Origin of the sequence: Actinopolymorpha cephalotaxi (genome assembly GCF_013408535.1) — a bacterium.
In the GTDB taxonomy this organism is placed as follows: Bacteria; Actinomycetota; Actinomycetes; order Propionibacteriales; family Actinopolymorphaceae; genus Actinopolymorpha; species Actinopolymorpha cephalotaxi.
The window spans coordinates 1168072-1192973 of the sequence record NZ_JACBZA010000001.1; the positions used below are offsets into that span (position 1 = coordinate 1168072).

The window sequence follows — 24902 nt, forward strand, 5'->3', positions numbered from 1 at the left end:
TGTGCTCGAACGTCTGTAAAGGATGGGTTGACATGGGTGCGGTCGTCATCGTGGACGCGTTGTGGGGAGACTCCGGCAAGGGCAAGGTGTGCGCGCACCTCGCCGTCAGTGACAAGGCGCCGTTGGCAGTACGCGCGGGGGTCGGCACCAACGCCGGCGCGAGCGTGACGCTGGACGACGGCACGCTCGTTCGCGCGCGGCAGTTGCCGACCGGGTGGATCAACCCGGGTACGACCGTCGCGGTGGGGTCCGGCGTCCTCGTCGACCCGGCCGTGCTGGCCGGCGAGGTGGCGAGGTTCGGCCTCGCCGGCCGGGTGCTCGTGGACGGTCGCTGCGCCCTGATCGAGCCCGAGCACGTCGAGGCCGAACGCGCCGACGCGCACCTGGCCACGACGGTCGGTTCGACCTGCACCGGAAACGGCGCCGCCCGGGCGGACTTCGTGCTCCGCCGGGCGCGGCAGGCCCGCGACGAGCCGGCCCTCGCGCCGTACCTCAGCGACGTCGCCCGGCACGTGAACGACGTGGCCCGCGACGGTCTGGTCCTGGTGGAGGGGTCGCAGGGAACCCTGCTGTCGTTGGGATTCAGCGACGAGTACCCCTACACCACCTCCGGCAACTGCACCGCCGCCGCGGCGATGGACGACGTGGGCCTGAACTGGCGGCTGGTGCAGGACGTGCTGATGGTGGTCAAGGCACTGCCGACGCGGGTCGGCGAGGGGCCGCTGCCGTACGAACTACCCGAGGAGGAGGTGCTCCGGCGCGGCATCGCGGAGTACGGCGTGGTCACCGGACGGCCGCGGCGCAAGGCCGGCCGGCTGGACCGGGACCTCCTCGGCTACGCCGCGATGCTCAACGGGCCCACGCAGATCGCGTTGACGTTCTGCGACCATGTGGACCCGACGATGCGCGGCACCCGTGACGCCGCCGCGATCACCGCACCGGTCCGGGCGCTGATCGAGCAGGTCGAACACGACACCGGAGCGCCGGTGGTGTTGCTGGACACCGGTCCGGGCCTCAGCGACATGATCGACCTCCGCTGAACCCGCGGGGGTTGCCACCAAGGTCCTCCGGCCAGGTGCGAGGCGGACCGTGGTGACCGAACGCGTTCTACTCCTCAGTGCGGAGACCCACAAAACGCTGACGAGAAATCGCTCGATTTACCTTGTGAGTAAGGGGTTTCCTACGAGCGGAAGTCGATCTTGTGCGGTAGACTCGAACACGTGAGCGACGGCGGTGAGTGCTTCGGCGACGACCTGGGCGATGGCCCGGGTCGTCGCCGGGTGCTGCCGGATGGGTTCGCTGATGTGCCGGGTGGGCCGCGGCTTGCGGTGCTGCTGGCTTCGGTGGATCGCGGGGTGTGTAACGGGTTCGAGGTGGAGGAGCGGGCCAGGGCGTGGCGGCGGCTGATCGGCTGGGCGGAGGCCGAGTGTCTGGCCGAGGTGAACGAGCTGGCCTACGCCGAACCCGGTATGCCCGACGAGCCGGCGCAGCGCAGTCCCGAGATGGACCCGATGACCCAGGCCGTGCTGGAACCTTTGCTGCGGTGGTCGGGCTACCACGCCAGCTGGTATCTGGCGCTGGCCCTCACCCTGCCCCGCCTGCCCCGTGTGCGTGCGGCGCTGGCGTCCGGTGGGCTGGAGCTGCCCGACGTGCGGGCGATCGTCGATCGGATCACCGACGCGAAACCCGACCTGTGGGGTGCGGTCGAGGACGCGATCTTCCCGAAGGTGCTGGAACTTCGGGGCGGGTTGTTGCGGGCGAAGGTGGAGGCGGAGGTCGTGAAGGCCGACCCCGAGGCTGCCGGCAAGCGGCACCGGGCCGCGCGGACGGGGCGGAACGTGGCGATCTGGCCGGCTGTCGACGGTGTCGCCGACCTGGCGATTCGGGGTCTGTCCGCTGATCAGGCCGCGGAGGCGTACGGGTACATCGACGCGATTGCCCGTGCCGTGAAGTCTGCCGGCGACCCCCGCAAGCTGAGCCAGCTACGCGCGGACGTCGCCTTCTCCCTGCTCAGCGGCGCCGCCGACATCATCGACTGCTCCGCCCCCACGCACGCCGACCAGCCGCACGACCAGGCCGAGCGGGACGAAGGCGTCCAGGGCCAGGCCCCGCAGAGCCAGGCCGCGCAAGACGAGGCGCAGGACGACTCCGGGCAGGACGACTCCGGGCAGCAGCCCGCGGACGGTGACACTCCGCAGGAGCGGGCCGACCCTGGAACCGACGACGAAACGCAGCCCGAAGGTGAGTCGGAGGAGCAGGCTCAGGGAGAGACCGAGCAGGGTGGGCAGGGGCACTGTGCTGTGCACCGGTTCCCCGACCATGACCTGCACGACAGCTGGTGTGAGTGTGGGAACTGTTCTCCGGCACCGGTGGCCAGCTGCACAGTGTGTGGTGCGGCCGCGATGAACCGGGTCCGAGTCCACGACATCACCGCCCACCAGGCCGCAGCCCGCAACGCCGAACCGCCGGGACAGCCCGACCCACCCGATCCGCCGGGTCAGCCTGATCCACCTGATTCGCCGACGGGCAATTCCACATCGCCGCCACTGCCACCGCCGTGGACCTCTTCGCAGCCGAGCTGGGGTCCGATCAAGACGCGCGCCAAGGTGCAGCTGAACATGCCGCTGACTACCCTGATGGGGCTGTCCACCCGGCCCGGTGAGCTCGGCGGGTTCGGACCGGTCATCACCGAGGTGGCTCGCCGGATCGTGGCGAACCATCTCGACAACCCCGAGGCCAGATTCAGCGTCGGGGTCACTCACCCGGTCACCGGGCGGTTACTGCACCTGCATCCGATACCTGCGAGGTTCCTGCGCGGACTGCAGGCCGAGCTCGTCCATGCCCGCGACCAGCGGTGTGTGTGGACCACCTGCCGCCGCCCGGCCGCGACGTGTCACCTGGACCACAACACCGAGTACGCCGACGGCGGAGAAACCTCCGTGGACAACATCGCGCCCCTGTGCGCGCGTCACCACAAAGCCAAGACCGAACGGGACTGGAAGCTGAAGCAGACCGGGCCAGGAGAGCACACCCTCACCGACCCGTTCGGCCGCAAGTACCACAGCGGAGCGCCCTCCCTCACCGACCCGGTTGAACCAGCCGAGCCCGTGCCGGCCACCGCCGGAGTGCGGTCGGCCGAGGACGACCTCCCGCCGTTCTGAAGCCTGGCCGTGAACCGTCCGAGCGCTGTCTGCTCAGCTGGTCACGTCCCGGCCGGCGAACCTCGCCCATGCGGCGGCGAGGAAAACCGCTGTGTAGGCAAGGGAAAGCCACAGCCCCGGCGCCACCGACTCGGTGGCCAGAGGTGAGCGCAGCAGGTCGCCGAAGCCGGTCCAGTAGTGGGTGGGGAGGTACGGATGCAGCCAGTCCAGCTGGGGGATCACGTCCAGGATCTGACTGCTCAGGCTGAGGATCACGGTCGCGATGGTGGCCCCGATGGGTTGTTCGGTCAGCGTGGACACGAACAACCCGATCGCACCCAGCGTGGACAGGCAGACCGCGAGGTAGACACAGACCAGCAGCAGCCGGCCCAGCCCCTCGGCGAAGCCCACCTGGACGCCGGACAGCAACACCATCGGCCCACCACCGAAGAGAATCAGCCCGGCGACCGCGCCCACCGCGGCGACCAGCAGCGTGCAGGCGAACGCGAACACCACGATCCCGGCGTACTTCACCGCCAGCAGCCGGGTGCGTTCGACCGGTACGGCGAGCAGGCCGCGCAACGTGCCCTGGTTGGCCTCCCCGGCCACGGCGTCGCCGGCGATCGCCGACACCGCGAGCGGAAGGAACAACGGGAGTTCGACGGTGAGCGCGGCGAGTGCCACGAACAGTCCGTTCGAGGTGATGCCGGCGAAGAAGTTCGGGCCGTCCGCACCACCGCCGCGCGACGACGGCGAGGACAGCTTCACCGAGACGGCGATGATGAGGGGTACGGCGGCCAGCACTGCCATCCCCGCCCAGTTGCGCCGGCGGCCGAACAGCAGCGTCAGCTCGGACCAGAAGAACCGCGGGCTCACCCGGCGGTGCGGCCGCGCGCTGGCCCGGCCGACGATCGGCTCAGCCGCTGACATCGAAGCCCTCCCCGGTCAGTGACACGAACACGTCCTCCAGTCCGGGGGTCTGCACACCGAACGCACGTACGGGCACGCCGTCCTCGACCAGCACCGGCACGATCTTCTCCGGCGGCACGTCGCCGATCAGCGCGCTCACCTTCGTCCCGGCCACGGACAGCCCTGTCAACCCGAACCTGCGCAGCGTCCCTTCGGCGAGATCGGGTCGTTCGGTCTCCACCTCGACCCGGGCCTGCGCGCTCGACCGCACCTGTGCCAGCGGCGCCTGGGTCAGCAGCTTCCCGACGTGCATGACGCCCACGTGGGAACAGATCTGCTCGACCTCCGACAGCAGGTGCGTGGACAACATGACGGTCGCGCCGTCGCGAGCCAGGTCGGTGACGAGGTTGCGCACCTCGCGGGTTCCTTGCGGGTCCAGCCCGTTGGTGGGTTCGTCGAGGATCAGCAGGTCGCGAGGCTGGAGGAGGACGGCGGCCAGCCCCAGCCGTTGCCGCATACCGAGGGAGTAGGCGCGGTAGCGCTTGCGGGCGGCGGCGAGCAGTCCCACCCGGTCCAGCGCGGCGTCCACGCGAGCGCGCGCGGTCGCCGGGTCCGCCGTACGGTCGGCGGCGTCCAGCCGGTGCAGGTTGGCGCGTCCGGACAGGTAGGGGTGGAACGCCGGACCTTCCACCAGGGCGCCAATCCGGGGGAGTGCCTGCGCCGACTCCCGGGGAATCGCCCGGCCGAGGAGCTCGTGCCGGCCGGCGGTCGGGCGGACCAGGCCGAGCAGCATCCGGATCGTGGTCGTCTTGCCCGAGCCGTTCGGCCCGAGAAAGCCGTAGACGGCGCCGGTCGGCACGGTCAGGTCGAGGTCGTCGACCGCGACCTGACCGGACCGGAACCTCTTGCGCAGTCCGTACGTACGGATCGCCGGCGTGTCCTCGTCGTGGTGCCCGCCGGACCGGCCGGCGGACACCACGGCGGACGTTGCCTCGGTCACCTGGCGGACCCGGCGACGGAGTACAACCTGTCCGGCGACACCGCGCCGGCCAGCACCCGGCCGTCGTCGGTGACCAGCACGGAGAACAGCGAGCCCTTCAAAAGGCGCCCGCTTCCCCAGGAGCCGCTCACCCTGGGCAGCGAGTTCAGCACCTGGCCGAGCTCGCCGAGCTGGTCACCCCGCCCACCCTTGCCGGGCGCGGCCGCCCGCTCGGAGGGCATCGTGGCCACGACCACACTGGTCCAGCCCTTGCCGACCACCCGCGGTTCCTGCGCCTGCTTGGCCGGGGCGCGCTTGTGGGAGGCGGGCCCCTCGCCGGACCCCTTCTCGCCCTCGGTCACCTTCGTGCCGGGCGGCGGGGTGAACCGGAACTGGTCGGCACTGGGCCGGGTGAAGCTGATCGAGGTGAACCCGACCTGGAACGCCGGCTCGCTCGCGCCCTTGGCGAACACCTGCACCTGCAGGGGAACGTGCCGGGCGCCGTCGATCGCCAGCCGCACCTGGCCGACGAGGGAGGAGGAGTCGCGCGGGGTGAGAATCAGCAGGTACGCCGACCGGCCGGCCACCTTCGCGGTGCCGTCGGTGGTGACCTTCGTGGTCGGGTCGAGCGCCTTCAGCGCCTGGTCGGCGGCTTCCTGCGGCGTCTTCGGCAGGTCCGCGGGCAGCTTCGAGGCGTCCGGAGCGGCATGCTCCGACTTCGCCGGCAGGGTGCGGTGGGTGGCCGAGCGCTCCTGGCTGGACCACATCCACAGGTCGGAGCCGTTGCGTACGACATCGGACTCGCCGAGCGTGCCGAGCAGCGCCAGGCGTACCCGCTGCGGACCGTCGAACCACACCCGCAGGGTGTGGCTGCCGCTGACGAGCGAGCTGAGGTCGGAGCTGCCGCCTCCGCCGTTCAGGGCGGGAAGCTCGGGAAGTCCGAGGTCGGACTGCTGGGAGACGGTGCCGGAGAACGGTGCGGGGTCGGCCTTCTGCAGGTCGACCAGCAGCTGGGCGGCGGTCCGGGGCGGCAGCGCGCCGGCCGCGTCGGCCCGCAGCATGGTGCCGGTCGTGCCGGCGGCGAGCACCAGCGCCAGGACGGCCACCGGGGCCAGCCAGCGCAGGGCGGGGCGGGACGGGAACAAGCCGGGCCTCCTCAAGAGATCTCCGCAAGGAGTGAAGGACGTCGGCCCCATCCTGCGTGGTGCGGCCTGTGAGCACGCTGAGAAGGCCCCCTAAGGGTTTCCTCGGGGTCCCTCCGGCGGGCGATTCCGTCCCCGCGTGCTCGCTGGGCGGCGCGTCGCGTGTCACGCTGGTGAGCGTGCGACTGCTGCTCGTCGAGGACGAACCCCGGCTCGGCCGGGCCCTGGTGCGCGGCCTGTCCGCCGAGGGTTTCGTGGTGGACCTCGCCACCGACGGCCGTGACGGGCTGGACCGTGCACTGCACGGTGAGTACGACGCGGTGGTGCTGGACGTGATGCTGCCCGCCATGTCCGGGTACGACGTCGTACGCGCGCTGCGCGCGGAGCAGCACTGGGTTCCGGTGCTGATGCTGTCGGCCAAGGACGGGGAGTACGACCAGGCCGACGGGCTGGACGCCGGCGCCGACGACTACCTCACCAAGCCGTTCTCCTACGTCGTGCTGGTGGCCAGGCTGCGCGCCCTGCTGCGCCGTGGCGCCCCGGAGCGGCCGACCGTGCTGGCCGCCGGTGACCTCACTCTCGACCCGGCCAGCCGGCGGGTGACCCGGGCGGGCGCGGAGATCACGTTGACCGCCCGGGAGTTCGCGTTGCTGGAGTACCTCATCCGGCGGCCCGGCGACGTGGTGACCAAGATCGAACTGCTCGACCACGTGTGGGACGCCACCGACGACACCGACCCGAACGTCGTCGAGGTGTACGTCGGCTACCTCCGCCGCAAGATCGGCCGGTCGGCGCTGGAGACAGTGCGCGGAGCGGGGTATCGCCTGGCCGCCGACGTGACCGTGAGGTGAGCCGGTGAACGCGAGCGGGCCGGCCCGCCGGTGGCACCGGCTGACCCTGCGGGGCCGGCTGATCCTGATCGGCTCGGTCGGGGTGGCCGCCGGGCTCGCGCTGGGCGGCCTGATCCTGGTCCGGACGCTGGAGTTCACCCTGCAGCGCAGCCTGGACGAGGGCGCGGTCGGCACGGCCCGCGACGTCGCCGCGCTCGCCCACGCCGGCCGGTTGTCCGACCCGATCCCGGTCGGCGGAGGGGTGTCGTTCGTGCAGGTCGTCGACGGGCAGGGCCGGGTGACCGCGGCGTCCGCGGGTGCGGACCGGCTGGTGCCGGCGCTGCGGCCGGGCGACCTCACGGCGGCGCGCGGTGGTGCCCGGCTGACCGTGGACGGGGAACAGCTGGGGATCACCGGCGCGGTCCGGGTCGTCGGTGAGCCGCTGCCGGGCGGGCGGACCGTGCTGGTCGCGGTGTCCGAACGCGGGATGGCCGAGTCGATCAGCGTCGTCAAGGGAACGTTGCTGGTGGCGTTCCCGATCCTGGTCGGGCTGCTGGCCGCGGTCGCGTGGCGGGTGGTCGGCTGGACGCTCGCGCCGGTGGAGGCGCTGCGGCGTGGCGCGGCCGAGATCACCGGGGCGAGTTCGGCGCGGCGGCTCCCGGTGCCGCCCGGCAACGACGAGGTGCACCGGCTCGCGGTGACGCTGAACGACATGCTCGCGCGGCTGGAGTCGACCCGGGGACGGCAGCGGGCGTTCGTCGCCGACGCGGCGCACGAGCTCCGCAGCCCGCTGGCCAGCATGCGTACCCAGCTGGAGGTCGCCGTCCGGCTGGACGCAGCCGCAACCGCCACCGACACCGCGCCGGGGAGCGGCCCGCCGGCCGAACTCCTCACCGACCTGCTCACCGACGTGAACCGGCTGGCCGACCTGACCAACGACCTGTTGCTGCTGGCCCGGGCCGACGAGGGCGCCCTGCACCGGGGGACCGATCAGGTCGACGTGGCCGCACTGGCCAAGGAGGTCGCCGGAAGGTACGCCGGTGCGCGGGTGCCGGTCCGGGTGGACGCGCCCGAGGCCCGGTGGGTGTGCGGCACGCCGGGCGCGCTGCGGCAGCTGATCGGCAACCTCGCCGACAACGCCGTACGGCACGCCGCCGGCGAGGTGCGGGTCGCGGTGGAGGACTCCGGAGAGGGCGTGCTGCTCACCGTCACCGACGACGGTCCCGGGGTCGCGCCCGCGGACCGGGAGCGGGTGTTCGACCGGTTCACCCGGCTGGACGACGCCCGGGCCCGCGACGACGGCGGCAGCGGGCTGGGCCTGGCGATCGTGCGGGAGTTGGCCCGCCTGCACGGCGGCACGGTGACGCTGGCCGACGCGGGTCCCGGCGTACGGGCCGAGGTACGCCTGCCCGCCGCCGACCGGCCCTGACCGGCTGTGGCCCGCTCTGATCAGCCCTGATCGGCGGTGACCGCCCCGGGCGTCGGCGGGTTCCGGCCCGGTCTGGGAGGATGAACGACCGTGGAGTACGTCGTCGCAGCCATCGTCATCGCCGTCATCGCCCTCGGCGCCGCCGGAACCTTCCTCCTCACCCGGGGCCGCCGGCGTGAGCTACCGCCTCAGGCGGACCGGGGCACCGGCACCATCTCGCGCCCCGCCGGGGAGGAGTCCGAGGCGGAAGGTCCCGTCGCGACCGCCGAGCGCCCGAGCGGCACCGGCGCCCCCGCGCCGCCCACCGAGGAACTCGACCTCGTCGAGCCGCCCACGCCCACCGTGGAGCGGCCCGAACCCGCCCAGGGCCGGCTGGTCCGGCTTCGTTCCCGGCTGGCGCGTTCGCAGAGCACGCTCGGCAAGGGCCTGCTGGCGATGCTGTCCCGGGACCGGATCGACGAGGACACCTGGGAGGAGATCGAGGACTCCCTGTTGTCCGCCGACGTCGGCGTGCGCCCGACCCAGGAGCTGGTCGAGCGGCTGCGCACCCGGGTGCGGGTCGAGGGCGTCGCCAGCCCCGGCCAGGCGCGGGAGATCCTCCGATCGGAGTTGCTGCACCTCGTCGGCACCGATCTGGACCGGACGGTGCACGCCGACCGTACGGCCACCAACCCCGCCGTGGTGCTCGTCGTCGGCGTCAACGGCACCGGCAAGACGACCACCTGCGGCAAGCTCGCCCGGGTCCTCGTCGCCGAGGACAAGGACGTCATCCTGGGCGCCGCCGACACCTTCCGCGCCGCCGCGGTCGCCCAGCTGGCCACCTGGGGCGAGCGGGTCGGCGTACCCACCGTGCGGGGCCCGGAGGGCGGCGACCCCGCCAGTGTGGCGTTCGACGCGGTGAAGGCCGGCGTCGAGCAGGAGTCCGACGTGGTGATCGTCGACACCGCCGGCCGGCTGCACACCAAGACCGGCCTGATGGACGAGCTCGGCAAGGTCAAGCGGGTGATCGAGAAGCAGGCGCCGGTGAGCGAGGTGCTGCTGGTCATCGACGCCACCACCGGGCAGAACGGCCTCACCCAGGCCCGGGTGTTCGCCGAGGTGGTCGACGTCACCGGCATCGTGCTCACAAAGCTGGACAGCACCGCCAAGGGCGGCATCATCATCGCCGTGCAGCGCGAACTCGGCGTGCCGGTGAAGCTCGTCGGACTCGGCGAGGGCGCCGACGACCTCGCGCCGTTCGCTCCGGAGGAGTTCGTCGACGCGCTGCTCGCGGACTGACGACCGGCAGTTGGCGGTTGGCAGTGACCCGACGATGAACGAACGGGTGTGGGCGGCGCACGCCGACGCCTGGCAGGCGATGGGCCGGATCCGGGTGGCCGACGGCGGGGGCGCCGCGCTGCTGCCGGGCTGTGCGGTGATGGCCTCCGGTCTGCCGTACCCGCAGTGGAACAACGGCGACGTGACCGACCCGGCGCTGTTCGACCTGGACCAGGTGCGCGCGTGGTACGCCCCTCGAGGCGTCCCGTGGGGCGTGCGGGTGCCGGCGGGCACGCCATGGCCGTACGGGCGGTGGCTGTTCCGGAAGCGGTGCATGGCGCTGGCGGTGCCGGCGTACGAACGTCCGGTGGCGATGCCGCCGGGGCTCGTCGTCACACCGGCCAGGCCGGACGAGGCGGAGTTGTTCGCCACCGTGGACGCGGAGGCGTTCGGCGACCCGGTGGAGCAGAACCTCGCCTGGGTACGCCCGCAACTCGGCGCCGACGGTTTCCGGTCCGTGCTGGCCAGGCTGGACGGCGAGCCGGTCGGCGTGGCCACCGGCATCCGCACCAGCGGTTCGGGTGGGGAGAGCGTCGGCGTCTTCGGCGTGGGTGTCCTGCCGCGGGCCCGCCGGCGGGGGATCGGCGCCGCGCTCACAGCGGACATCCTGGCCTGGGGGTTCGGCGGCGGCGCGACGCTCGCCCACCTGAATCCCGAGACCGAGGAGGCCGCCCGGCTGTACACGCGGCTGGGTTTCGCCGAGGTCGCCGGCCTGGACATCTACGTCGGCCTCGACGGCTGACGGTCTCTGCCGACCTCCTGTGCAAGGCTGGGTCGAGCACACCGACGCAGGAGGAGTGGCGATGACCAGCACCGACCGGGACACCGACCTGCTCGCCCGGCACCGCGCGGTGATGCCGAACTGGCAGGCGCTCTACTACGACGACCCGCTGGAGATCGTCGGCGGGCAGGGGCGCCGGGTCACCGGCGGTGACGGCCGGACCTACCTCGACTTCTTCGCCGGGATCCTCAGCAACTCCCTCGGGTACGGCGTACCCGAGATCACCGAGGCCGTCCGCCGCCAGCTCGACACCGGCGTGGTGCACACCTCCACCGCCTACCTCGGCCGGGCGCAGGTGGAGTACGCCGAGCGGGTCGCGGAGCTGTCCGGCATCCCGGACGCGAAGGTGTTCTTCGTCAACTCCGGCACCGAGGCCAACGAGGCCGCGCTGCTGCTCACCACCCACGCGCGGCGCAGCAACCAGGTGCTGGCGCTGCGCAACTCCTACCACGGCCGCGCGTTCGCCACGGTGGCGATCACCGGCAACCGGAGCTGGGGCACCAGCTCGCTGTCCCCGGTGCACGTGAGCTACGTGTACGGCGGCTACCGCTACCGCAGCCCGTTCCGCCACCTGTCCGACGCCGACTACATCGAGGCGTGCGTGGAGGACCTGCGCGACGTCATCGCGACCACCACCGCGGGCGACGTGGCGTGCATGATCACCGAGCCGATCCAGGGCGTGGGCGGGTTCGCCACCCCGCCGGACGGGCTGTTCGGCGCGATGAAGCAGGTGCTGGACGAGTACGGCATCCACTTCGTCAGCGACGAGGTGCAGACCGGCTGGGGCCGGACCGGCGAGCACTTCTGGGGCTACCAGGCACACGACGTGGTGCCCGACGTGCTGACGTTCGCCAAGGGCGCCGCCGGTGGGCTGGCGATCGGCGGCGTGGTCGCCCGTGCGGAGCTGATGGACGGGCTGAACGCGAGCGGGCTGTCGACGTTCGGCGGCAACCCGCTGGCGATGGCCGCCGCGAACGCGACCCTGGACTACCTGCTCGCCCACGACGTGCAGGCCAACGCCGCCAAGCTCGGGGCGAGGCTGATGTCGGGCCTGCGGGCCCTGGCCGACGGCACGAACATCGTCGGCGACGTACGCGGCAAGGGACTGATGATCGGCCTGGAGCTGGTCGAGCCGGGCACCGACACGCCCAGCCCGCGGGCCGCGGGGATGGTGCTGGCGGAGTGCCGGCGCGGCGGGCTGCTGGTCGGCAAGGGCGGCCTGCACGGGAACGTCATCCGGATCGGGCCGCCGCTCACCCTCACCGAGGACGAGGCCGAGGAAGGGCTGGCGATCGCCTCCGACGCGATCGGGCGGGTGTACGAGGCGCTGGTCTGAGGTAACACGCCGGTCACCTGAGTTCATCCGGATTCGTCCGGAATCCATCCGGATCCGGAAACTCCTGTCCTATCGAGGACTGCGGGCCGCGACACGCTGTCCCAGGGTCGCGTGCCGCCTCGACAATCGGCAGATGCCTTCACATTCCCCTGGCACCGCACGACTGACCCGGCGGGACGTCCTGGCCGCGATGAGCGCGGGTGCCGGTGCCTGGGCGCTGGCCGGATGCCGGCAGGGCGGCGAACCCGGTGCGGCCGGCGCGCCCGCGGAGTTCCACGGCGGTACGGCGTACCAGGTGCCGCCCAAGGGCCACTTCAACCTGATGGACGGCGTGACCGACGCGATCCTCGGCGACCACTTCTACCTCGACCTGATCCTCGCGCCGGGCGCGATGTACCGGTGGAAGGAGAAGAAGTGGGAACCGATGCTGCTGGAGAAGTGGAAGGTCGACGAGGCGGCCCGCACGTTCACCTGCACGCTGCGGTCCGGACTGAGGTGGAGTGACGGCAAGCCGATCACCAGCAAGGACGCGGTGACCACCTTCTGGTGCCTGCGGATCATGCGGAACTCGTTGTGGGACTACCTGGACGACGTCCGTGCGCCCGACGAGCGCACGATCGTGCTCACCATGAAGAAGCCCTCGACCGTGGTGGAGCGTTACGTGCTGCGCCAGCACCTGCACGCCGACGCGACGTACGGTCCGTGGGCGCGCCGGGCGCAGCGCCTCTTCGGGTCCGGCAAGGACCTGGACTCACCGGAGGGCGGGAAGCTGAACGAGGAGTTCCAGGCGTTCCGGCCGGAACGCGCCGTGGTCTCCGGACCGTTCGACTACGAGTACGACACCATCACCAACGCCCAGTTGACGTTGGTGAAGAACCCCAAGGGGTACGCCGCGGACAGGATCTCCTTCGACAAGGTGATCGTCTTCAACGGCGAGACGCCCACGATCACCCCGCTCGTGCTCGCGAAGCGACTGGACTACGCCACCCACGGCTTCCCGGTCGCCACCGAGAAACAGCTGACGAAGAAGGGCGTCCGGATCATCCGGCCGCCGGTCTACTCCGGGCCCGCGCTGCTGTTCAACCTGGCCCGGCTCGGTGAGTTCGCCGACCCGGCCGCCCGGCAGGCACTGGCGCACGCGATCGACCGCGACCTCAACGGCAAGGTGTCGTTGGCAAGCTCGGGCCGGGGAGTCCGTTACCTGGCAGGGTTCTCCGACAACCTGGTGCCCGAGTGGATGCCGGAGGCCGACCGCGGCCGGCTGAACGCCTACGAGTTCGACCAGGACAAGGCGGCCGGGCTGTTGACGAAGGCGGGCTGGCGCCGTCAGGGCAAGCGGTGGTTGACACCGCAGGGCAGGGCCGCGGAGTACGAGATCATCTTCCCGGCGGAGTACGCCGACTGGTCGGCGTCCGGGCAGGACGCCGCCCGCCAGCTGTCGCGGTTCGGCATCAGGGTCACCCCGCGCGGGGTCACCGAGTCCCAGCAGCCGATCGACGTGGACAAGGGCAACTTCTCCCTCGCCATCCAGTCGTGGGGCACGTCGGACCATCCACATCCGCACTTCGCCTTCGTGCAGGACCTGTTCGTCCACAACATCCCGGTGGCGGCGAACCAGGGCGGCAAGGGCATGGCGTTCCCCCTGCGGCAGTCCACTAAGGTACGCGGTCAGGTGGACCTGCAGCGGCTGGTGATCCAGGCGGGCGAGGGGCTCGACGAGGCAGCGCAGCGGGCCACCGTCAGCACCCTCGGCCTGGCGTTCAACGAGCTGCTGCCGATGATCCCGCTGTTCGAGCGGTACGGCAACAACCCTGCCCTGGAAGGGGTTCGGGTCACCGCCTGGCCGCCGGACAGTGACCCGCTGCTGCAGAACTCGCCGTACGCCGACAACTTCACCATCATGTTGATGTACGCCGGACGCCTCCGGCCCGCGAAGGGAACACGATGAACACCGACCCCACCTGGTCCCGCCGCCGGATCGCCCCGGTGTTCGCCGAGGGCGGGATGGTGGCCTCGGCCCACCCGCTGGTGACCGGCGCGGGCCTGCGGGTGCTCGCCGACGGCGGCAACGCGGTGGACGCCGCGGTCGCCTCGGCGCTGGTGGCCGCGGTGGTGATGCCGGAGATGTGCGGCCTGGGCGGCGACCTGTTCTCGCTGGTGCACGACCCCGCGGCGACTGGCCCCGAAGGCACCGTGACGTCCTTTCAGGGCAGCGGAATCGCGCCCCGCGCGGCGAGCCTCGCCTCGATGCGGGCGGCCGGCGACGGCGTCCACCTGCCGGGCCGTGGCCCGCTGTCGGTGACGGTGCCGGGCGCGGTGCACGGCTGGTTCACGTTGCTCGAACGCCACGGTACCCGGACGTTCGCCGACCTCGCCCGGCCCGCGATCGGCTACGCCCACGGGCATCCGGTCTCGCCGGTGCTGGTCGGGTTCATCACGAAGTTCGCCGACCTGCTGGCGGCGGCCCCGACCTCGGCGCGGGTCTTCCTCCCGGACGGCAGGCCGCCCGCACCGGGCAGTGTGCTCGCGCAGGCCGACCTCGCGCGCACCCTGGAGCTGGTCGCCGCGAACGGTCCGGAGGTCTTCTACCAGGGCGAGATCGCCGAGCGGATCGGCGCGTTCATGGCTCAGGCCGGTGGTGCGCTGTCGGCGGCCGACTTCAAGGACCACCACACCGACGTGTCGGCGCCGCTGTCCACGACGTACCGCGGTCATCGGGTGTTCCAGACCTGCCTGCCCAGTCAGGGCCTGGTGATGCTGGAGGCGCTGAACATCGCCGAACGCTTCGACCTCGCCGGCCTCGGCGCCGCGTCACCGGAACGCACCCACCTGCTGGTCGAGGCGACCAAGCTGGCGTTCGCCGACCGGTACGCCCACTGCTGCGGCGACGCGGCGTTCGGTCCCTCGCCGGTCGAGCGGCTGCTGTCGAAGGACTGGGCGGCCGGGCGGGCGAGCCTGATCGGCAGGCAGGCCCGCCACGACGTACCGGCCGGCGCGTTCGACCCCGGCCACACCACGTACCTGTGCGTCACCGACCGCGACGGCATGATGGTCTCGCTGATCCAGTCCGTGGCCGCCAACTTCGGCAGCGGGCTGGTGGCCGGCGAAACCGGGGTCCTGCTGAACAACCGCTGCCAGGCGTTCTCCCTCGACGAGGCCTCGCCGAACGTCTTCGCGCCGGGCAAGAAGCCGATGCACACGCTCAACTGCTACCTGATCGCCGACCGGCAGGGACGGATGAACGTCGTCGGCGGCACGCCGGGCGGTGACCGGCAGCCCCAGTGGAACCTCCAGGTGATCACCGGGCTGCTCGACCACGGTCTGGACCCGCAGCAGACGGTCGAGCAGCCGCTGTGGATCAGCTCGCCGTCGGCGGGGGAGGGCGGCAGGTTCACGCTGACGCTGGAGGGCCGGGCCGGCCGGGAGCACGCCGCGGCGCTGGCCGAACGCGGGCACGACGTGACGGTCGGCGGCGACTGGAGTGCGGAGAGCGGCGCCCAGGTGATCGCCCGAGACTCGGTGACTGGCGTGCTCACCGGTGGCAGCGACCCGCGTACCGAAGGGTCCGCCCTCGGGTTGTGATCCCGGCGGAGGAACCGGGACGGAAATCGATGCGCCTGTGCTGGCGTTGACGCCGACGTCAAGGTTTAGCGTCGGTGGTCGAGGAGGCCAGATGCGCATCGGAGAGCTTGCCGAACGAACCGGCACGACCACGCGGGCGTTGCGTTACTACGAGTCGCAGGGGCTGCTGGCTGCCCGGCGTACGTCGAACGGCTATCGCGACTACGGCGACACCGACCGGCGGATCGTCGAGGAGATCCGGTCCCTGCTGGCGATCGGGTTCTCGCTGGAGGAGACCCGGCCGTTCGTGGAGTGCCTGCGGTCCGGGCACGAGGCCGGCGACGCGTGCCCGAACTCCGTGCAGGTCTACCGCGCCAAGCTCGCCGAGATCGACGACTGTCTCACCCGGCTGGGTGCCGTACGGGACCAGATCCAGGCGCAGCTGGCGACCGCCCTGCAGCGCAGGGCCTCCGCCCAGATCGACCACACCGTTGGAGATTCGACATGCTGCTGAACGACAAAGCCGCCCGCACGTCCCGCCCGGGCCAGGGCAAGGAACTCGAGGCGGTCACCGACGCGACCTTCGCCGACCGGGTGCTCGGCGCCGACCTGCCGGTGCTGGTGGAGTTCTGGGCGCCCTGGTGCGGGCCGTGCCGGATGCTCGGGCCGGTGCTCGAACAGATCGCGGGGGAGAACGCCGAACGCCTCCGGGTGGTGAAGATCAACTACGACGAGAACCCCCAGACCGGGATGGCGACCCGTGTCATGGCCGTACCGACGATGCAGGTCTACCGCGGCGGGGAGCTGGTGAAGTCGCTGGTCGGCGCACGGTCGAAGGCGCGGCTGCTGGCCGAGCTGGAGGACGTGCTGGCACCGGCCTGAGCCGGTCGGTCGCCGAGCGCCTGGCCCTCTCCTCAGCTGTCGAGGGTCAGGCGCAGCCGGCGTTCCACGACCTGTTCGGCGACGTCGTTGAGGCGTTCGCCGTGTTCGTACGCGTACGCACGCAGCAGGTCGATCGCCTGCTCGTTGGGGATGTCGAGCTGGCCGGAGACCATCCCGATCGCGAGGTGCACCTGCTCGTGCTGCAGCCGGGACAGCTCGTACAGATCGGGCAGGCTCTCCGTCTGCTGTTGCCGGAGCTGGTAGTTGAACAACACGACCGCCACCGCGTCGGCCACCAGCAGCGCCTCGATGACCTCCAGCAACGGACCGGGCCGGGTGCGGTGGAAGTCGAGTACGCCCATGCCGGCGGCGCCGATCCGCAGCGGCAGGGCGAAGATCGCCCGCACCCCCAGCTGGGCTACCTCGCGAGTGAACATCGGCCAGCGAACCGTCGCGTCCGCGGCCTGCAGGTCGGGCACCAGGACCGGCTGGTTGTCGGCGAACGCGGACACGCACGGACCTTCGCCCAGCCGGTACTGCAGCTCCTCGATCTCCACGCCGGCGTCGTTGCTGGCGCCCAGCAGGGTGCGGCCACCGGCGATGTCGGGGTTCATCAGGGACAGTCCCACGCCGTCGATCGGCAGCAGGTCCACGACGGTGTCGCACACGCGCTGGGGGAGCTCGGCGACCCGCTCGACGTCCGCCACGATGGTGGCCAGCTCGTCGATGAGTCGCAGGCGGTCCAGCGGCATGTCAGCTGCCTCGATCCTTCGGGTGACGCGACCGCGGGGCCCGGGTCACTTCGTCGCGGGCCGGTCCGCCTCGGACACGGTGATCCGCCCCTCGACCAGCGCCGTGGCGAGGTCGGTGAGGCGCCGACCGGTCTCCCGCGCGCGCCGGCGCAGCACGCCGTACGCCTCGGACAGGTCGTAGCCGCCGTGCTGGGCGACCATTCCGGTGGCCTGTTCGATGATCACGCGCTGGTTGAGCACCGCGAGGCGCTGCTCGACCGGCAGCTCCGGACGGCGCAGCGTGCGTTCGTGGACGACCGCGATCGTCGCCAGGTCGGCCAGCGCCTGGGCGACGCGCTGCTCGTAGTGCGACAACGGCACGGGCTGCTCACTGAGCAGGTTCAGGGCCCCGATCAGGTCGTCGCGCAGCCGCATCGGCATCGCCGCGATCCCCCGGAATCCGGCGGCGACGGCCCGGGCGGCGAAGTCCGGCCACCTGCGCGCGGCGGGGCCGGTCAGGTCGAGGGTGTTGATCGGCTCGCCGGTGCGGTAGCACTCCAGGCAGGGGCCGTGGTCGGTCTGCAGCTGCATGAGTTCCAGCAGGCGCATCTGTTCGCTGGACGAGGCGATGGTGCCGAGTGCTCCCCACTGGTCGGCCAGCAACACCCCGGCCGCCTGCACCGGCAGCAGGTCGACGCACATCGCCGTCACCCGGTCGAGCAGCTCGATCGGGTCGTAGTCGTTGACAAGGGACTGCGTGAGTTCCGCGAACTCCACCGGGAAGGCGCCCTCGCCCCGGGTGGGTCCCTCGCCTCGGGTGTGTCCGGTCGTCATGATGATCACCGTCAGCCCAGGTCGCTGTCGTCGCCGGGGTCGAACTTCAGCCTGCGCGCCACCACGTCGCGGGCCACGTCGATCAGCGGCCGGTCCTCCGCGAAGGCGTGCGCTCGCAGCCGCGCCAGCGCCGTGGCGACGGGGACGTCCAACTGGACGGCGACCATCCCGGTGGCCTGGTGCACCTCGGCCCGTGCCAGCCCTCCGCCGATGAGGTCCTCCAGCACCTCCGCCGGAGCCTTCCGCCCGCCGGCGCCGGGGTTGAGCACCGCCCACGTCGCCGCGTCCGCGGCCCGCAGGGCCATGGTCACCTCCTCGCGGGACAGCGGTCCGTGCGCCAGCCGGTACAGGTCCAGAATTCCCAGCCGGGCGCCGCCGATCCGCATCGGCAGGGCATACAGCGCGCGGGCCCGCGTGGCCCGGGCACCGTCGGCGAACCCCGGCCAGCGGGTGTCCGCGGGATCGGCGATGTCGGACACGAGTACCGGCTGGCCGAGGCTGTGGGCGTCCAGGCAGGGCCCCTCGGCGAGGCTGAACTGCAACTCGTCCAGCCGGGTGGCGATCTCGTCGGTGGCACAGATCGGCTCCTGCCGATCCGGGTCGCTGATCAGCGTCACCGCGGCGCCGTCGGCCAGCGAGGAGGCCACGACCGCCTCGCAGATCCGCCGCGGCGCCTGCGGTCCGTTCTGTGCCACGAGCCTGGTGAGATCCCGGCCAAGATCCTCGTAATCGGCCATCATGTCTCCCCGGGACATGCTTCCGTACGACTCCACCCGTGACGCTATGCCGACCTCGTTCGGTCCGACAGGGCAGCAGGGCCTCACCGAAGGGGCACATCGTCTCCCCGGTACGCCGACCGGGCGAAACCCGGCGTTGACACCGGTCCGTGCGCCTGTCCGAGGTGCCTGTCCAGGCCGGGTTGACAGTCGTCCGGTGCCGGCGCTCTACGCTGAACCGGGTGACGAGGTGGGTGCTGCGCTGCCGGGAGCTGCCGGCCATGCCGGACGCCGAGCAGGCGTTCCGGGCCCTCTTCGGCGCCGGCCGGTGCACCTACTGGCTGGACAGCGCCATGGTGGACGGACCCGCGAGGTACTCCGTACTCGGTGAGTGCGCCGGCCCGCACGCCGACGTCCTCACCGACCGTGTCGCGGCACCGCCGTCCACCACGACCACTTCCACGGTGTACGACCGGCTCGAAGGCCGCCTCGCCGAGAGACGGGTCGAGGTCCCGCCGGGGCTGCCCGCCGAGCTCGCCTGCGGCTACGTCGGCTACTTCGGCTACGAGCTCAGGGCACACGACGGCGCGCCCTCACCGCACCGGTCGGAGCTGCCGGACGCGTACTGGCTGGCGGCGACGCGGTACGTCGCCCTCGACCATCTCACCGGGCGCGCCTGGGTGGTCGAGCTCGGCACCGCGGACACGCCCGCCTGCTGGCTGGACGAGGCGGCCGCGGTGCTCGCGGACCTGCCCGCGTCCGGACCGCGTCCCGGCGGCCGTGACCCGCACCCGGAGCCCGATCCCGAACCCTGGCTGGCGCGCCCGCGCGACACCTACCTGCGCGACGTACGCCACTGCCTGGACCGGTTGCGGGCCGGCGACAGCTACGAGGTCTGCCTCACCAACACCGTGCAGATGCCCTTCGTGGGCGCGGCATCCGAGGTTTCCGAGGAGGCGTCCGAGGCGTCCGAGGCGTTCGAGATGTACTGCCGGCTGCGCCGCCGCAACCCCGCGCCGTACGCCGCCTATCTGCGCCTGGACGACATCCACGTCCTGTCCGCGTCCCCGGAACGCTTCCTGCGGGTGGACGCGGGAGGGTACGCCGAGTCCCGGCCGATCAAGGGCACCGCACCCCGCGGCGACGACGCGGCGGCCGACGACCTGGCCCGCAAGGAGCTGTCGGCGAGCACCAAGGCGCAGGCGGAGAACCTGATGATCGTGGACCTCGTACGCAACGACCTCGGCCGGGTGTGCGAGCCGGGAAGCATCACCGTGCCGGCGTTCTGCTCGGTGGAGTCCTACGCGACGGTCCACCAGCTCGTCTCCACGGTGCGCGGCCGGCTGCGGGCCGACGTGACCGCGGTGCGTGCCGCCCGGGCCTGTTTCCCGCCCGGCTCGATGACCGGTGCGCCGAAGCTGTCCACCATGCGCATCCTGGACCGGCTGGAGACGCGGGCGCGCGGCATCTACTCCGGCGCGCTCGGCCACTTCGGGCTGGCCGGCACGGCCGACCTGAGCGTGGTGATCCGGACCGCCGTGATCCACCGGGGACGGCTCACCGCCGGCGCGGGCGGGGCGATCGTGCTGGACTCGGACCCGGCGGACGAATGGGACGAGATGCTGGTGAAGGCGGCCGTTCCGCTGCGCGCCCTGGTCGTACCACCTTGTGACGACTGAGGGCATCCGTCCCCGCGTTCACACGGATTTCACACTCGCGCCCGGCTCCGTCATCTGCCCGCAACATCGCACTCCCGCGGCTGAAACACGCCCCGACAAGTCTTGCCGCATCCTCGCGAGCCCATCCAGGAGGCGGCGCCGTTGCCGCCCGCCGACTTCGGTCGGGTTGGGCTCGGCGAAGCCCCCAGCGCACAGCCTCGGATCTCCACAGGAGGAGACGCGATGCCCCAGCTCAGTGCCGGCGACACCGCCTGGGTGTTGGCCAGTGCCGCACTCGTACTACTGATGACACCCGGACTGGCGCTGTTCTACGGCGGCATGGTCCGGGCCAAGGGCGTGCTCAACATGCTCATGATGAACTTCGCCGCGATCGGCGTCGTGAGCATTCTCTGGGTGCTCTACGGCTACTCGCTGGCGTTCTCCAAGGACGTCGGCGGGGGACTGATCGGCGGGCTCGGCGACTTCGGCCTGGAAGGCCTGATCGGCGAGAAGTCCCTGTCCGGCACGATTCCCACCACGGTGTTCGTCGGGTTCCAGGCGATGTTCGCCATCATCACGGTGGCGCTGATCTCCGGTGCGATCGCGGACCGGACGAAGTTCAGCGCGTGGATCGTGTTCATCGTCGCGTGGGCGACCATCGTCTACTTCCCGGTCGCGCACTGGGTCTTCTTCTTCGACAACGGCAACGGCGGCTGGATCGCCGACAAGCTCAAGGCGCTCGACTTCGCCGGCGGCACCGCCGTGCACATCAACGCCGGTGCGGCGGGTCTCGCACTGGCGCTGGTCCTGGGCCGCCGGGTCGGCTGGCGCCGGGACCCGATGCGGCCGCACAACCTTCCGCTGGTCCTGCTGGGGGCGGGCCTGCTGTGGTTCGGGTGGTTCGGATTCAACGCGGGCTCGGCGCTGGCGGCGAACGGCACCGCAGGGGTGGCGTTCATCAACACCCAGGTCGCCACGGCGGCCGCGCTGCTCGCCTGGATCCTGGTGGAGAAGATCCGGGACGGCAAGCCCACCACTCTCGGCGCGGCGTCCGGTGCGGTCGCGGGCCTGGTGGCGATCACCCCGGCGTGTGCGTCGGTCACCCCGCTGGGCGCGATCCTGGTCGGCCTGGCCGCGGGCATGCTGTGTGCGCTGGCCGTCGGGCTGAAGACGAAGTTCGGCTTCGACGATTCCCTGGACGTGGTGGGCGTGCACCTCGTCGGCGGCCTGGCGGGCACGCTGATCATCGGCTTCGTCGCCTCCGCGGCGGCGCCGGCCGGGGTGGACGGGCTGTTCTACGGAGGCGGGTTCGACCAGCTGTGGCGCCAGGTCGTCGCCGCGGTGGCGGTGCTCGCGTACTCCTTCGGCCTCACGTTCGTCATCGGCAAGGTCATCGACAAGACGATGGGCTTCCGGATCAGTGAGGATGACGAGGTGAGCGGCATCGACCTCACCGAGCACGCGGAGACGGCGTACGACTTCAGCACCATCGGCGGCGGTTCGCGCACCCACGGGCTGTCCCGGAGCGCAGCGGTCCGGCCCGAGCACGGTGCACGCGTCGTCACCTCGCCCGAGCCGGCGCATGAGTCGGCGCCTGCGTCGACGCCGGGACAGGCACCGGAGGCGACCTCGGAGGATTCGGGTCGGGACTCGGCACAGGGCGAAGAGGACGGGCCGGCGGACGCGCCGGCGGAGCAGAAGGAAGGGAGCTGGACCCGATGAAGCTGGTGACCGCCGTCATCAAGCCACACCGGTTGGACGAGGTACGCGCGGCCCTGGAGACGTTCGGAGTCTCCGGCATGACGGTCACCGAGGCGAGCGGGTACGGCCGCCAGAAGGGGCACACCGAGGTCTACCGGGGCGCGGAGTACGAAGTGGACCTGGTGCCCAAGGTCCGGGTGGAGATCGTGGTCGACGACGCCGACGTGGACGACATCGTGGACGTCGTGGCCAAGAGCGCGCACACCGGCAAGATCGGCGACGGCAAGGTGTGGGTCGTACCCGTGGAGACGGTGGTACGCGTGCGAACCGGCGAGCACGGGCCGGAGGCGCTGTAGCCGGCGATGCCACCCACCCCCGCGTTCTCGCCGGCGCCATCGGCCCGCGAGCGGCTGACCCAGGTCGGCCGCTCGCGGGCCGCGCGCACCCACGCGGCCGACGAGCGGCTGCGGACGCTGCTCGCCGACGCCTTCGCCGAGACCGGCACCCCGCCCACCGCCGGCGGGGTGTCGGTCGTCGCGCTCGGCGGCTACGGCCGGGAGGAACTGTCCGCCGCCAGCGACCTCGACGTCCTGCTGCTGTACGACGACCGCTGTGCCGACGTCGCCGGGATCGCCGAGCGCCTGTGGTACCCGCTGTGGGACGACCGGGTGGCCCTCGACCACAGCGTCCGCACCATCACCGAGACCTCCGACGCGGCCGCCGCCGACCTGCGCACCGCCCTGTCCCTGCTGGACGCCCGGCACGTGGCCGGCGACGCGGCGCTGACGATCCAGCTGCGGACCACGCTGCTCGCCAACTGGCGGCGGACCGCGCCACGCCGGCTTCCGGAGCTGGAGCAGAGCTGCCGCGAACGCGCCGCCCGGGTCGGCGAGATCGCCGCCCTGCTGGAACCGGACCTGAAGGAGGCACGCGGCGGGCTGCGCGACGGTGTCGTCATGCGGGCGCTGGCCGCCACCTGGCTGGTGGACGTACCCCAGGCGAACGTCGCCCGGCTGCGGTCCGGTCTGCTCGACGTACGCGACGTGCTGCACGAGGTCGGCGGCCGGCGGCCCACCGACCGGCTGCGCGCCGACCTGCAGGCGGAGGTGGCGGCCGGCTGCGGACTGCCCGACCGCGACGCGCTGCTGCGGTACGTCTACCACCTCGGCCGCACCATGAGCCACACCGCCGACATCGCCTGGCGGCGAGCTGGACGGGCCCTCGCCGGCCGGTCCGGCCGCCGTACCGGCCGTACCCGCCCACGTCCCGGCCCGGCCCTCACCCCGCTGGCGCCCGGTGTCGCCGCCGTCGACGGCGAGGTCGTGCTGGCGCCCGAGGCACGCGTCGGCGCGGACCCGCTGCTGCCGCTGCGGGCGGCGTACGCGGCGGCCGACCACGGGCTGCTGCTGGCGCCGCACACCGCCGACCGGCTGGGGAACACCCCCGGCACACTTCCGACACCGTGGCCCGCGGAGGCGCGCCGGTTGTTCACCGCGCTGCTCGGCACCGGCCCGGACCTGCTCGCCGTGTGGGAGACCTGCGACCAGGCCGGGCTGGTGAACGACCTGGTGCCGGAGTGGGACCGGGTGCGGTGCGCGCCGCAGTACTCCCCGGTGCACCGGCACACCGTCGACCGGCACCTGCTGGACACCTGCGTGGAGGCGTCCCGGCTGGTGCGCCGGGTCTACCGGCCGGACCTGCTGCTGGTCGGCGCGCTGCTGCACGACCTCGGCAAGGGCGGGCCCGTCGGTCAGGGCGGTCGGGACAGCCGCGACGGACGCCCGGCACGCCCGGCACCCGACCACAGCGTGACCGGTGCCGAGATCGCGGCCCGGCTGGCACCGAGGTGGGGGTTCGGAGAGGCCGACACCGAGACCCTCGTCCTGCTCGTCCGCCACCACCTGCTGCTCGCCGACACCGCCACCCGCCGCGACCTCGACGACCCGACCACGATCCGCCGAGTCGCCGCCGTGGTCGGCGACGCGGACACCCTCGACCTGCTGGCCGCGCTGACCGAGGCGGACGCCCGGGCCACCGGTTCGGCGGCCTGGACGCCGTGGCGGGCCGCGCTGGTCGGCCGGCTCGTCGGGCACGTACGCCGGCACCTCGAACGCGGCCAGGTACCGGCGCCGGGTCCGCTCGCGCAGTGGCAGCGGGCGCTCGCCCGGGAGAAGCTGCCCGGCGTCGTGGTCGAGCCGCCCGACGTCGACGGGGAACCGTTCCGGATCACCGTCGTCGCGCCCGGCCGGGTGGGGTCGCTGGCCACCGTCGCCGGCGTACTCGCGCTCGCCCGGCTGTCGGTGCGCTCGGCATCCGTACACACCGAGGTTCGGGTCGAGGACGACACCGGGGTCTACGCCGACGGGCACACCGAGGGCGACGTGGGGGTGTCGATCTGGACCGTCGCGGGGGAGCCGCCCGACCCCGCGGTGCTGCGCGAACGCCTGGACGCCGCGCTGTCCGGCCGTGACCGGGTGGCCCCGCGGGTGGCCAGGATGGACGCCGCGCACGCCGCGCGGTCGGCACGCCGCCCGGCCGACGTGCGGGTGGAGCCCGGCGCGTCGGCCGCCGCCACGGTGCTGGAGGTACGCGCCCACGACCGGCCGGGGTTGTTCCACCAGGTCTGCGCGGCGGTGGCCGCTGCCGGGTGCTCGGTCCGGTCCGCGCACGTGAGCACCTGGGCGGACAACGCGGTGGACGTCTTCTACCTGACCCGGCCCCTGGGCGGCCCGCTGGAGGAGGCCGTCGCGGCGAGGGTGGCCGAGTCGGTCCGCGCGGCGCTTGATCCAGAGCCCCGATGACAGCGGCCCCGGATGACAGGGGCACGACGCGGTGACACAGTGGGGACGACCTACCGAAACCGGGTGAGATCAACGCCAAACCTCCGGCGCCGCCGACCGCGGGCGCCCGGACGGCTACCCTGGCCAGGACCCCACCACGTCTAACGAGGACCAGA

Annotated in this window: 21 protein-coding genes; 15 read left to right on the top strand and 6 right to left on the bottom strand. The window is 72.3% G+C overall.

Going from position 1 to position 24902, the window contains the following annotated elements:
* The first annotated feature begins 32 nt into the window (after positions 1-32).
* Entirely contained in the window at positions 33-1040 is a 1008-nt protein-coding gene (locus FHR37_RS05330; RefSeq protein WP_092888835.1) for an adenylosuccinate synthetase, read from the top strand.
* 180 nt (positions 1041-1220) lie between these two features.
* Entirely contained in the window at positions 1221-3161 is a 1941-nt protein-coding gene (locus FHR37_RS05335; RefSeq protein ID WP_330831721.1) for an HNH endonuclease signature motif containing protein, read from the top strand.
* 33 nt (positions 3162-3194) lie between these two features.
* Here the strand turns inward: FHR37_RS05335 and FHR37_RS05340 are convergent, their stop codons facing one another.
* From FHR37_RS05340 to FHR37_RS05350, 3 genes are read right to left on the bottom strand one after another with little or no spacing between them, the layout of a single operon-like run.
* A complete protein-coding gene (locus tag FHR37_RS05340; protein ID WP_092883200.1) occupies positions 3195-4070 on the bottom strand; it encodes an ABC transporter permease in 876 nt (291 codons plus the stop codon).
* Entirely contained in the window at positions 4057-5049 is a 993-nt protein-coding gene (locus tag FHR37_RS05345; protein ID WP_237768744.1) for an ABC transporter ATP-binding protein, read from the bottom strand. Before FHR37_RS05345 ends, FHR37_RS05340 begins: the two co-directional genes overlap by 14 nt.
* Positions 5046-6173 (bottom strand): LolA family protein, encoded by a 1128-nt coding sequence (locus tag FHR37_RS05350; protein ID WP_237768743.1) that lies wholly within the window; start codon positions 6171-6173, stop codon positions 5046-5048. Before FHR37_RS05350 ends, FHR37_RS05345 begins: the two co-directional genes overlap by 4 nt.
* 176 nt (positions 6174-6349) lie before the next feature.
* Here FHR37_RS05350 and FHR37_RS05355 point away from each other — a divergent pair, with 176 nt between their 5' ends.
* The 9 genes from FHR37_RS05355 to trxA all read left to right on the top strand — a co-directional run bounded on the left by FHR37_RS05355 (position 6350) and on the right by trxA (position 16306).
* On the top strand, positions 6350-7021 hold the full coding sequence (locus FHR37_RS05355) for a response regulator transcription factor (protein WP_092883198.1): 672 nt from the start codon (positions 6350-6352) through the stop codon (positions 7019-7021).
* 4 nt (positions 7022-7025) lie between these two features.
* A complete protein-coding gene (locus FHR37_RS05360) occupies positions 7026-8429 on the top strand; it encodes a sensor histidine kinase (RefSeq protein ID WP_237768742.1) in 1404 nt (467 codons plus the stop codon).
* 90 nt (positions 8430-8519) lie between these two features.
* Positions 8520-9707, top strand: coding sequence for a signal recognition particle-docking protein FtsY (ftsY, locus tag FHR37_RS05365; RefSeq protein ID WP_092883197.1), 1188 nt, complete (start codon positions 8520-8522; stop codon positions 9705-9707).
* A 34-nt stretch (positions 9708-9741) separates the two neighbouring features.
* Positions 9742-10488, top strand: coding sequence for a GNAT family N-acetyltransferase (locus FHR37_RS05370; RefSeq protein WP_092883196.1), 747 nt, complete (start codon positions 9742-9744; stop codon positions 10486-10488).
* Between the two features lie 61 nt (positions 10489-10549).
* Complete coding sequence (locus FHR37_RS05375) at positions 10550-11863, top strand: aspartate aminotransferase family protein (RefSeq protein WP_092883195.1); 1314 nt, start codon at positions 10550-10552, stop codon at positions 11861-11863.
* A 133-nt stretch (positions 11864-11996) separates the two neighbouring features.
* Positions 11997-13811, top strand: a complete 1815-nt coding sequence (locus FHR37_RS05380; RefSeq protein ID WP_175542481.1) for an ABC transporter substrate-binding protein — start codon at positions 11997-11999, stop codon at positions 13809-13811.
* Positions 13808-15445 carry a gamma-glutamyltransferase gene (gene ggt, locus FHR37_RS05385; RefSeq protein WP_092883193.1) on the top strand — a complete coding sequence of 546 codons (1638 nt, stop codon included), beginning with the start codon at positions 13808-13810 and terminating at the stop codon, positions 15443-15445. The genes FHR37_RS05380 and ggt overlap by 4 nt, the downstream gene beginning before the upstream one ends.
* 91 nt (positions 15446-15536) lie before the next feature.
* A complete protein-coding gene (locus FHR37_RS05390; RefSeq protein WP_092883192.1) occupies positions 15537-15938 on the top strand; it encodes a MerR family transcriptional regulator in 402 nt (133 codons plus the stop codon).
* Positions 15929-16306 (top strand): thioredoxin, encoded by a 378-nt coding sequence (trxA, locus tag FHR37_RS05395; RefSeq protein WP_092883191.1) that lies wholly within the window; start codon positions 15929-15931, stop codon positions 16304-16306. The genes FHR37_RS05390 and trxA overlap by 10 nt, the downstream gene beginning before the upstream one ends.
* A 32-nt stretch (positions 16307-16338) precedes the next feature.
* Here the strand turns inward: trxA and FHR37_RS05400 are convergent, their stop codons facing one another.
* The 3 genes from FHR37_RS05400 to FHR37_RS05410 are packed head-to-tail and all read right to left on the bottom strand — an operon-like array spanning position 16339 to position 18611.
* Complete coding sequence (locus FHR37_RS05400) at positions 16339-17058, bottom strand: GAF and ANTAR domain-containing protein (protein ID WP_092883190.1); 720 nt, start codon at positions 17056-17058, stop codon at positions 16339-16341.
* Between the two features lie 45 nt (positions 17059-17103).
* Complete coding sequence (locus tag FHR37_RS05405) at positions 17104-17871, bottom strand: GAF domain-containing protein (protein WP_092883254.1); 768 nt, start codon at positions 17869-17871, stop codon at positions 17104-17106.
* 11 nt (positions 17872-17882) lie between these two features.
* The gene (locus FHR37_RS05410) at positions 17883-18611 is read right to left on the bottom strand and encodes a GAF and ANTAR domain-containing protein (RefSeq protein WP_175542480.1); all 729 of its coding nucleotides are present in this window, start codon (positions 18609-18611) and stop codon (positions 17883-17885) included.
* Positions 18612-18829: 218 nt separating this feature from the next.
* On the opposite strand from FHR37_RS05410, the gene FHR37_RS05415 reads away from it, so the two are divergent.
* The 4 genes from FHR37_RS05415 (at position 18830) to FHR37_RS05430 (ending at position 24747) form a co-directional block, all read left to right on the top strand.
* Complete coding sequence (locus FHR37_RS05415) at positions 18830-20266, top strand: anthranilate synthase component I family protein (protein WP_237768740.1); 1437 nt, start codon at positions 18830-18832, stop codon at positions 20264-20266.
* 222 nt (positions 20267-20488) lie between these two features.
* Entirely contained in the window at positions 20489-21967 is a 1479-nt protein-coding gene (locus tag FHR37_RS05420) for an ammonium transporter (protein WP_175542479.1), read from the top strand.
* Entirely contained in the window at positions 21964-22302 is a 339-nt protein-coding gene (locus tag FHR37_RS05425; RefSeq protein ID WP_092883188.1) for a P-II family nitrogen regulator, read from the top strand. The genes FHR37_RS05420 and FHR37_RS05425 overlap by 4 nt, the downstream gene beginning before the upstream one ends.
* A gap of 6 nt (positions 22303-22308) precedes the next feature.
* Positions 22309-24747 carry a [protein-PII] uridylyltransferase gene (locus tag FHR37_RS05430; protein ID WP_092883187.1) on the top strand — a complete coding sequence of 813 codons (2439 nt, stop codon included), beginning with the start codon at positions 22309-22311 and terminating at the stop codon, positions 24745-24747.
* Positions 24748-24902 lie beyond the last annotated feature (155 nt).

Bases quoted from the DNA above. Each gene is read 5' to 3' on its own strand.
- FHR37_RS05330 (WP_092888835.1), top strand. From the start codon at position 33: ATGGGTGCGGTCGTCATCGTGGACGCGTTGTGGGGAGACTCCGGCAAG.
- FHR37_RS05425 (WP_092883188.1), top strand. From the start codon at position 21,964: ATGAAGCTGGTGACCGCCGTCATCAAGCCACACCGGTTGGACGAGGTA.
- FHR37_RS05420 (WP_175542479.1), top strand. From the start codon at position 20,489: ATGCCCCAGCTCAGTGCCGGCGACACCGCCTGGGTGTTGGCCAGTGCC.
- FHR37_RS05375 (WP_092883195.1), top strand. From the start codon at position 10,550: ATGACCAGCACCGACCGGGACACCGACCTGCTCGCCCGGCACCGCGCG.
- FHR37_RS05390 (WP_092883192.1), top strand. From the start codon at position 15,537: ATGCGCATCGGAGAGCTTGCCGAACGAACCGGCACGACCACGCGGGCG.
- FHR37_RS05370 (WP_092883196.1), top strand. From the start codon at position 9,742: ATGAACGAACGGGTGTGGGCGGCGCACGCCGACGCCTGGCAGGCGATG.
- FHR37_RS05380 (WP_175542481.1), top strand. From the start codon at position 11,997: ATGCCTTCACATTCCCCTGGCACCGCACGACTGACCCGGCGGGACGTC.
- trxA (WP_092883191.1), top strand. From the start codon at position 15,929: ATGCTGCTGAACGACAAAGCCGCCCGCACGTCCCGCCCGGGCCAGGGC.
- ggt (WP_092883193.1), top strand. From the start codon at position 13,808: ATGAACACCGACCCCACCTGGTCCCGCCGCCGGATCGCCCCGGTGTTC.
- FHR37_RS05410 (WP_175542480.1), bottom strand. From the start codon at position 18,611: ATGATGGCCGATTACGAGGATCTTGGCCGGGATCTCACCAGGCTCGTG.
- FHR37_RS05340 (WP_092883200.1), bottom strand. From the start codon at position 4,070: ATGTCAGCGGCTGAGCCGATCGTCGGCCGGGCCAGCGCGCGGCCGCAC.
- FHR37_RS05405 (WP_092883254.1), bottom strand. From the start codon at position 17,871: ATGACGACCGGACACACCCGAGGCGAGGGACCCACCCGGGGCGAGGGC.
- FHR37_RS05400 (WP_092883190.1), bottom strand. From the start codon at position 17,058: ATGCCGCTGGACCGCCTGCGACTCATCGACGAGCTGGCCACCATCGTG.
- FHR37_RS05430 (WP_092883187.1), top strand. From the start codon at position 22,309: ATGCCACCCACCCCCGCGTTCTCGCCGGCGCCATCGGCCCGCGAGCGG.